Source organism: Ethanoligenens sp. (assembly GCF_047718355.1).
Taxonomy (GTDB): Bacteria; Bacillota; Clostridia; order Oscillospirales; family Ethanoligenentaceae; genus Ethanoligenens.
Genome location: NZ_JBDNLG010000017.1, coordinates 22774 through 31110 on the forward strand (window position 1 = coordinate 22774; position 8337 = coordinate 31110).

Consider the following 8337-nt stretch of genomic DNA (forward strand, 5'->3'; position numbering starts at 1 on the left):
TTCCTGAAATGGTTCAAAAATCCGGCATGTGCCGGGGGCTATTCCCGGCTTGAAAGGCCGCACATGCCGCAACGAAGCGGACAGCTGCCTTGGGCTGCCCTGCGAAATGGATATGCGGGTATCCGGCAAAAAGGGTTGGCCCTGCCGCTATACATGCATACTGCCGGGTACCGCCGGGCTTTTCCGCCGTGAAGCTGTCGCCGCAGAAGGTGGAATCCGAATAATGGAATTCGTGGGCGGACAGGCTCTCGCCTGCGGCACACAGCAGATTGTCACATTTTGCAGTGAGCTTCACGTACCCAAAACGTTTAAGTCCATCGGTCATAAACGCCTCACCCTCCAGAGCACCGACCATCGGGAGCAGTTTATCGTGCGCATTCCGCATGCCTTTTTGCAGAAACAGGAACCCACCGCATTCCGCAACGCAGGGCATCCCGCTCAAGACAGCTTTGCGGATACCGGCGAGCACGTCGCTGTTTTTTGAGAGCTGCTCCAGATACAGCTCTGGATACCCTCCGCCGAGGAGCAGTCCGTCGCATGCAGGGAGGGGTTCCCCGGCAAGCGGGCTGAAGAAAATCAGCCGCGCGCCCAGCTTTTCCAGCACCGCAAGGCCATTGCGGTAGTAAAAGCAGAAAACACGATCCTGTGCGACGGCGATTTTGACGTCAAACTGCCGATCAAACGTCAAAGGCATATAGCTGAACGAACCGGCTGACCGGGCAATCTGCATCAGAGCGTCGAGATCAATGGATTTTACCGCCTGCGCACCGAGCTTCTCCATTTTTGACTGTATATCTCCGATTTCATCGGCGGTTATCAGGCCGAGGTGACGGCTGTCAAAGCGGCAGTCCGGCATTTCAGGCAAGAAACCGAGAACCTTGAGCGGCGTGTTTTCCTCCACGACCGAGCGGTAAAACGCATACATCCCCGGCTTGATGCGGTTAAAAATCACACCTTTGATTGCACTGTCCGACCGATAGGACACCATGCCGTTGAGAATGGCCGCCAGTGTCACCGCCATGCCGCTGCAATCCACAATCAGCACCACTGGTGTGCTCATTTCCCGAGCCAGATAATAGGAACTGTAGCGATCTGTCCTGCCAAGGCCGTCGTAATACCCCATCACCCCTTCAATGAGAGAAAAGGAGGCGCCGGAGGAACCTTCCGCCAACAGCCGGCGGCAGGCATCTGCTCCCATCAAAAAAAGGTCGAGGTTAGCCGCGCTTTTCTCCAACACTTTGCGGTGAAACATGGGGTCAATGTAATCGGGCCCGCATTTGAAGGCGGCGGACTCGACGCCTTTTCCACGAAGAGCACTCAGCACCGCGCAGGCAGCCAAGGTTTTTCCACTCTCGCTGCCCGGGGCGGCAAAGAGGATACGCGGCGGATTCGCCGTCATCGCTCATCCTCCTGCGCATTTTCACATGTGCCGCCATTCGCCTCTCCGGTGATTATATAAACCGGATTCTGAGCCATCATCAAATGGTGGTTGCCGGTCTTTTTTGCCCGTGCCGCGCTTATCTGGACAATCTCCGGCGTAAGCCCCATACGTGTCATTACATCCACGGCTTCCGAGAGCGTTTCCAGCGAAACGGCGTTGACCGTGACCCGGATGTGCGGATTCGCGTTGGTCAGCCGCTTCAAAATCTCTCCCAATCTTCCGCCGCTGCCACCGATAAAGGCTCGGTCGGGCCGCGGCAACCCCGTAAGGCACGCGGGCGCTTCGCCTTTCACGACGGTCACGTTATAGGCGCCGAGTCTGTTGCGGTTTTTTGCAATTAGGTCCAGAGCGTCGTCTTCCCGCTCAATGGCGTATACCATTCCATCCCGTGCCCGGCGCGCGAGTTCGACAGAGACGGAGCCTGTCCCCGCGCCGATGTCATAGATCACATTCCCCGGGCGCACGGCAAGCTTCGCGGCAGAAAGCCACCGCACCTCTTCCTTGGTCATCGGAACATCGCCTCGGGTGAATTGGTTGTCTTTCAGCGGGGCACTGCAATCGGTAAAAGCGGGATTTTCTACGAGCAGGGCGGTTAAATCATCAAATTTCATCCGTGAGAGCTCCGCCGCCGTGCCGGAAATAATCCGTTCTTCCTGCAGTGAGAGCTTTTCACCCGCCGTGACGTGAACAGATCCGAGCCCGCTTTCCGCAAGCTGAAAGCAGATATCCTGCGCCTTGATTTTGCCTCCGGTCAATAAAAACACGGTGGGATGATAAGCGATTTGCCCCAGAAAGAACCCCTCGCGTCCATGTAGGCTGACGATTTTCACCTGTTCATAGCCTGTCCCCAATTTGGCGCAGAGATATTGCAGGCTGCTGACGCCGTTTACCATCTCACACGCCGCTTTTCCGGCAAGCTTCTGCACAAAGGTTTCGGCGGCGCTGAAAAATCCGGTATCGCCTGAAACGAGGATGGCAATCTCAGCAGCGTCACAGGTCAGGACTCGCTCTTCCAGTTCTGCAAGCCTGATCGTTTCCGCATCCGCCCGTATCGGCTTCACTTGCTCGGCAAGCCGCGCGCCCGAGGCGAAGACCCTGCCGCAGATGTGGATAAGCGCGCGTGCCCTGCCGGTCAGCAGGCGCGGATCTCCCGGCCCGGTACCGATCAGATAGACTGTCCTTTTCATAAAGTCTGCCTGATGCGGTCGACAAGGACTTCGGCAAGCCGGTGATCTGCACCCAAGGTGTTGCCCATTGTGATCTTTACGTCTTTCCTGTTTTGGAGAAACGAATCAATTTCGGCGGGAATATCGTGACGAATATGTACGCCGGAAAAAAGAAAATAAGGGATGAGCAAGATGTCATCCGCTCCCTGGTGTATGAGATTTTCCAACCCGTTTTCCAGATTGCACTTTCGAAATTGGAGATAGGCTGTCTCTATAATAGTACCGGGAAGTGTCTCTTTTACCATACAGGCAATGGAATCCATGGTTTTTTCCGTATCGTCTTCACGGCTTCCGTGTGCAAGAATCAAAACGCCTTTCATATCCGATAACTCCTTTTTATGGCCTGTCTTAGATCGTTCATCACATGACGGGTGGATTTTATGGTGTGTTCCCTATCTTCCTCTGGGTTGGGCTGCACTTGCAGGCCTCACCCAACTTGCAAAAGCGCTGGATAAACACTATATGGGGGGGCATCACGCTGAAACAGTATGTGAGCTTATTACGCCTCATCGTTCACGAACCTCCTGACGTGCGGCGATTTTTTCGCTTTTCTTCGAAGCCGTAGCGACGATTCAGCCATTCGGTCATCTGCCGGAAATCAAGACCGATTTCCTCCGTTGGCCGGGCAATCAAAATCACGGTGATACCCGCCTCTTTTGCAGCCGAGAGCTTCTCGGCAAAGCCACCGGCCGAGCCTGAATCCTTGGTGACCAGATACCGGGCGTGGGTTTCCCGGATGAAGGCAAGGTTCATCTGGTGAGAAAACGGTCCCTGCATGGCAATGATATGTCTGCCCGAAAGACCTGCCTCGCGGCAGGTCTCGATGGCGTCCGGGGAGGGCAACACTCGGGCATAGCAGCGCGCCGAAAAGCGGTCGATGCCGGCAAACGCCGAAAGCTCCTTGCTGCCGGTGGTCAGCAGCACATTGCCGTCGCGTTTGGCGAGATGTGCGGCCGCGGCCTCTGCATCCGGCAGCACTACGGCGTCGCCGCAGTTTTGCGAAGGGCGCAGAAGACGCATGTATGCGCTTTCTGTAGCTTTGCAGGCTGCCTTTATATTGCGTGTGACGACCTTGGCGTACGGGTGTGTCGCATCAATTACAAGGGGAAAACCGGTTATGAATTCGGTCATCTCGTTGACATCGAGCCTACCGGCGTGGATGCGCAGATTCTCCTGTTCCGGCATAACGATGCTCCCGTATTCCGTCGCGACGCAGGCGGTAACAGGAAGCCCCTGTCCGGCGAGATATTCGCAGAGCTGCCGGCCCTCGGTCGTTCCGGCGAAAACAAGCGTTTTCTCCGTCATCTTATGCCTCCTTCCCGCATGGCTCAAATACCCCGGTAGCCCCGGGGGGTGACAAGCCTGCCGCCGATGATTTTTGTGGTAGAATTCCCAATGATGACCGTGGTGAACATGTCTGCCTGCACTGCCGCAAGCTCCCGCAGCGTCAGCACATGGTGCTCTTGCCCCACGCGGCCGATGTTGCGGGCGTAACCACAGGGGGTGTCGCCGCCGCGGAACTCACCGACGATCGCACAGGCTCTTGCCAGATAATCCACCCGTTTTCTGCTGGCGGGGTTATAGAGGCAGAGAACAAAATCCGCCTCGGCGGCGCACTTCAGTCGTTTTGCAATCGTTTCCCACGGCGTGAGCAAATCACTCAGCGAAACGACTGCAAAGTCATGGGAGAGCGGTGCCCCCAGCACGGCGGCGGCGGAAGTGGCAGCCGTGACGCCCGGGACGACTTCGATTTCTATTTGAGGATGCTCCGCCGCGACCTCTTGCAGTAACCCCGCCATGCCGTATATGCCGGCGTCGCCGCTACAGACCACCGCGACGGTTTTGCCTTTCAGCGTTTCCTCGACCGCCAGCTTGCAGCGATCGACCTCCTGCCTCATCGGGGTTGTCAGGACAGTCTTCCCTTCGGCCAAAGAGCCGAGCAGAGATATATACGTTTCATATCCGACGATCACATCGCTTTCACGCAGGGCGTCAAGTGCTCTGCCGGTCATTTCATTTTCAGCACCGGGGCCCAGCCCCACGGCAACGATTTTCATATATCCACCCTTAGTCGTATAGCCGACTCCCGTCATGCATGATTTCAAAATTGGCCCTTCCAATCCGCTTTTGCCGCCGCGGTCGTGACGCTTTTTCCGGCCGTTTTCCGGATGATGAGCGTGCCGCCGGAGGCTTTTACAGCCGCCCGCTCACAGACATTTCCAACGCCCGTCGTCCGGCGTACAAAATCCGAATCTGTAAATTCACCCTGAACCCCAGCCAACTCCTGTGCCGAAAATGTTTGAAGTGGCAGACGGTATTTTTCGCAAAGTGCAAGCAGCGCCGCTTCTTTTGCTTTGAGGTTGATGCTGGCGACGCAGTTCACCGCTTTCACCGGCAAATTTCCTGCTGCAAGCGTCTGTAAAAATTGTTCCTCCACGTTCTCATGCGTAACGCCCCGTTTACAGCCGATGCCTATGGCGATGCATTGCGGCACCAGATGAAGCGTGTGGGCGAAGGGATTTCTTGAAACATCCAGCGATACCAAAATACCGATTTTACCATAGCCGACAGGAAAAACCCCTTTGGGGTACGCCCCATCCACCGGGAAATCTGAAAGGAACCCTACCGGTTCGCCCGCGAGGATTGCCGACGATACGGCTTTGATTTTTTGGGGATCGAAGACCCGGCAATTGTTGTCGCGGGCCCAGACATCGGCTGCAAACTTCCCGTTTATATCCGTGGCGGTCGTCAAGACGGCAGCGGCGCCGATCTGCTCTGCAATTTCCTCAGCCAGCCGGTTGGCACCGCCGAGATGGCCGGAGAGGATGGGGATGACATATCGCCCTTTTTCATCGCAGACGAGCACAGCCGGGTCGATATCCTTTCCCCTGAGATACGGCGCGACGGCGCGGACGGCAATACCCGCCGCGCCAACGAAGATCAGAGCGTCGCAGCTTTCAAAGGCGCTTTCTGCAAATTTCAGGATATCGCCGGTACGCTTCACAAGCCCCGGCATATCTTCCTTGTAATAACCCGTGGCATCGAATCCCCGGTTGTCAAGGAGCTTGCACAGCTTCAAAGAAAACAATGCGCCGTCACGCGTGAAGGATACGATTTTTATATTCATGACCTTTCTGCCTGCCGGAAACCGTGGGTAAACGAAGGGTCATAAAGCTTTGAACGGTCAAATCCGTCGCCGAGGAAATTGCCCACCAGAATTAGGGCCGTTTTTTCAATGCCGTTTTCCGTCGCGGCAGAGGCAAGTTTTGCTACGCTGGTGCGCACGATCTTTTCATCGGGCCAGGTGGCCTTGTAGACAATCGCCGCCGGGGTCTCGGGCGGGCAGCCACCTTGTTGCAGTTCACTGCTCAACGTCTCGAGAAGTCCGGCGCTTAAAAACAGCACCATTGTCGCCCCATGGGAAGCAAGCTGTGCGATTTCTTCACGGGGAGGCACCTGCGTCCGGCCCGCCATGCGTGAAATGATCACCGTCTGGCTGACGCCAGGCAAGGTATATTCCGTCTTGAGGGAGGCCGCGGCCCCGCAGAAAGAACTGACCCCGGCAACCACCTGATAGGGGATTTTTTGCTTGTCGAGCAGCACCATCTGTTCGCGGACAGCACCGTAGATGCTCGGATCGCCCGTGTGCAGGCGAACCACCAGCCCGCCCGCTTCCTGCGCCGCAACCATAGCCGCTGCCACCTGTTCGAGCGTCATGGCAGCACTGTTGAGAATTTTGCAGCTTTTTTTCGTATAGCGCAGCAATTCTGGATTGACCAGCGAACCCGCGTAAATCACGAGGTCCGCTTTTTTCAGAAGCTCCGCACCGCGCACCGTAATGAGATCGGCCGCCCCCGGCCCGGCACCCACAAAATATACCATCATTCCCGTTCCTTTATTAGTAGGATTGAAAAATAGCTCGCATCATCGCCGACGTCCTCGAGATGCCGATAGATTGTTTCGTTTTTCATACCGCAACATTCGACCATCCGGGTCTGCCCGGCAAGCCCTGCGTCTTTCAGCATCTGCCGAACCTCCGCCATCCTGCGGCCGGATTTCATCAGCACCTTGCTGCCCTTGAGGCAGATTCCTTCCTCCAGTCCTTCGTAAGAAGCGGGGAAGATATGCAGCGCCTCACCGCCTTCACACAGTGAATCGCCAAGTGCGGCGGACGCGGCGCAGAAGGAGGGAACGCCGGGAATCATCTTCGCCTTATAACCTCTTTCGAGGACAAGCCGGTGCAGATACATGTAGGTCGAATAGATGGAGGGATCGCCAAGGGTGGCAAAGGCTACGTCTTGGCCCTCTTCGAGCCGTTCGCATATCTTGTCAACGCTCTCACGGCGGCTTTTCGCAAGCCGTTCCTTGTCCCTTGTCATCGGCATGGGGCAAAGCAGAATCTCCTTGTCCGCAATATATTTTGCAGCCACGTGCAAGGCCGTTTTTTCGCCGCCCGTGTCGGGGACGGCGACGACTGCCGCCGCCCTGAGTGTTTCGATCGCTTTTACAGTGAGTAGTTCCGGGTCCCCCGGCCCGACGCCCACGCCAAACAAGGTGCCTGTCATTCCGTTTTTCCTCCGTTTCCGCACGAATATTTTCCGCAAGCGCTGCGGCGCCGCTTGTCTGTACCAAAATACCGCCCTGATTTGTGAAAACAATGAGTTCCACCGCGCACCGACCGCCCGTCCTGCGGTCGATATGTTCCATCATTTTGGAAAGCAGGCTATGCCAAACCCTTTGCGACAAGCCCCATTGCACAAGCAGACGGCCCATTTCCTCGGTGGTGATGCATTCCATAAGCTGCTTCACCTGCCCGCTGTCCGCACCATGGAGGGCGGCATGGGCGGCAACAGCTTCCGCTCTGCAATCCGCAACACGGGAGTGGGTGTTCATCACACCTGCGGCCAGTTTCACGAGTTTGCCGGCGTGACCAATCAGCAAAAGTTCCTTTACGCCTTTATAGACGGCGTAATCCAGCGTTTCCCCGATGTAGTTGGAGCATTTAACGCCGGTGTCTAAATTCAACCCGAAGGCATTCTGTGCAAAGTCGCGGCCGTAATTACCGGGCGTAACCAGCAGCCTGGTGGTTCCACCGGCCAGCCGGCTGTCTATTTCAACCTTGATAGTGTCCACCAGGGCCGCCTCACTCATCGGTTCGACGATTCCCGTGGTTCCAAGGATGGAGATACCTCCGACAATGCCAAGCAGGGGATTATACGTCTTTTGCGCAATGCGTTCCCCTTCGGGCGCTGAGATGATTACGGAAAATCCGCCGCTGTAGGCAAATCTTCCGGCAATCTCCCGCAGTCCTTCCTCAATCATGCGGTGGGGTACCGGATTGATGGCGGCCTCACCCACTTTGCAGGCAAGGCCGGGTTTCGTAACCCGGCCGATGCCTTTACCGCCATTAATGGAAATACCGGCATCTGTCTTTTCAACACACGCGCAGATCAGGATGCCATTGGTGACGTCCGGGTCATCACCGGCATCTTTGCGCACACAGCAAGTAACGCTGCCGTGCCCTACCGCCGTTTCCACAACTTCAAGCAGCAAATTTGTGCCGTTTGGTGTTTCAACCTTTACCATTTCCTGCGGTTTGCCGGAAAGCAGCGCCCCGGCGGGCCCCCTTTGAACCCCCCGGGGGCGGCGACCCCGGCGGGTAACCCCACC

The 8337-nt window shown here is 56.5% G+C and carries 8 protein-coding genes and 1 pseudogene; all 9 read right to left on the minus strand.

What is annotated here, in order from left to right:
• Positions 1-13 precede the first annotated feature (13 nt).
• Positions 14-1399, minus strand: a complete 1386-nt coding sequence (locus ABF463_RS04400) for a cobyrinate a,c-diamide synthase (protein WP_415532342.1) — start codon at positions 1397-1399, stop codon at positions 14-16.
• The gene (gene cbiE, locus ABF463_RS04405) at positions 1396-2628 is read right to left on the minus strand and encodes a precorrin-6y C5,15-methyltransferase (decarboxylating) subunit CbiE (RefSeq protein WP_415532343.1); all 1233 of its coding nucleotides are present in this window, start codon (positions 2626-2628) and stop codon (positions 1396-1398) included. Before cbiE ends, ABF463_RS04400 begins: the two co-directional genes overlap by 4 nt.
• Positions 2625-2987, minus strand: coding sequence for a sirohydrochlorin chelatase (locus ABF463_RS04410; protein WP_415532344.1), 363 nt, complete (start codon positions 2985-2987; stop codon positions 2625-2627). Before ABF463_RS04410 ends, cbiE begins: the two co-directional genes overlap by 4 nt.
• Before the next feature lie 193 nt (positions 2988-3180).
• Positions 3181-3972 carry a precorrin-6A reductase gene (cobK, locus tag ABF463_RS04415; RefSeq protein ID WP_415532345.1) on the minus strand — a complete coding sequence of 264 codons (792 nt, stop codon included), beginning with the start codon at positions 3970-3972 and terminating at the stop codon, positions 3181-3183.
• 23 nt (positions 3973-3995) lie between these two features.
• A complete protein-coding gene (gene cobJ, locus ABF463_RS04420) occupies positions 3996-4724 on the minus strand; it encodes a precorrin-3B C(17)-methyltransferase (RefSeq protein ID WP_415532359.1) in 729 nt (242 codons plus the stop codon).
• A gap of 44 nt (positions 4725-4768) precedes the next feature.
• Positions 4769-5794 (minus strand): cobalt-precorrin 5A hydrolase, encoded by a 1026-nt coding sequence (locus ABF463_RS04425; RefSeq protein ID WP_415532346.1) that lies wholly within the window; start codon positions 5792-5794, stop codon positions 4769-4771.
• Complete coding sequence (gene cobM, locus ABF463_RS04430) at positions 5791-6549, minus strand: precorrin-4 C(11)-methyltransferase (RefSeq protein WP_415532360.1); 759 nt, start codon at positions 6547-6549, stop codon at positions 5791-5793. Before cobM ends, ABF463_RS04425 begins: the two co-directional genes overlap by 4 nt.
• Positions 6549-7232: a precorrin-2 C(20)-methyltransferase gene (cobI, locus tag ABF463_RS04435; protein ID WP_415532347.1), complete on the minus strand. Its 684-nt coding sequence runs from the start codon at positions 7230-7232 to the stop codon at positions 6549-6551. Before cobI ends, cobM begins: the two co-directional genes overlap by 1 nt.
• Positions 7233-7356: 124 nt before the next feature.
• Positions 7357-8253, minus strand: a pseudogene (cbiD, locus tag ABF463_RS04440) (cobalt-precorrin-5B (C(1))-methyltransferase CbiD); the annotation flags it as partial.
• Between the last annotated feature and the right edge of the window lie 84 nt (positions 8254-8337).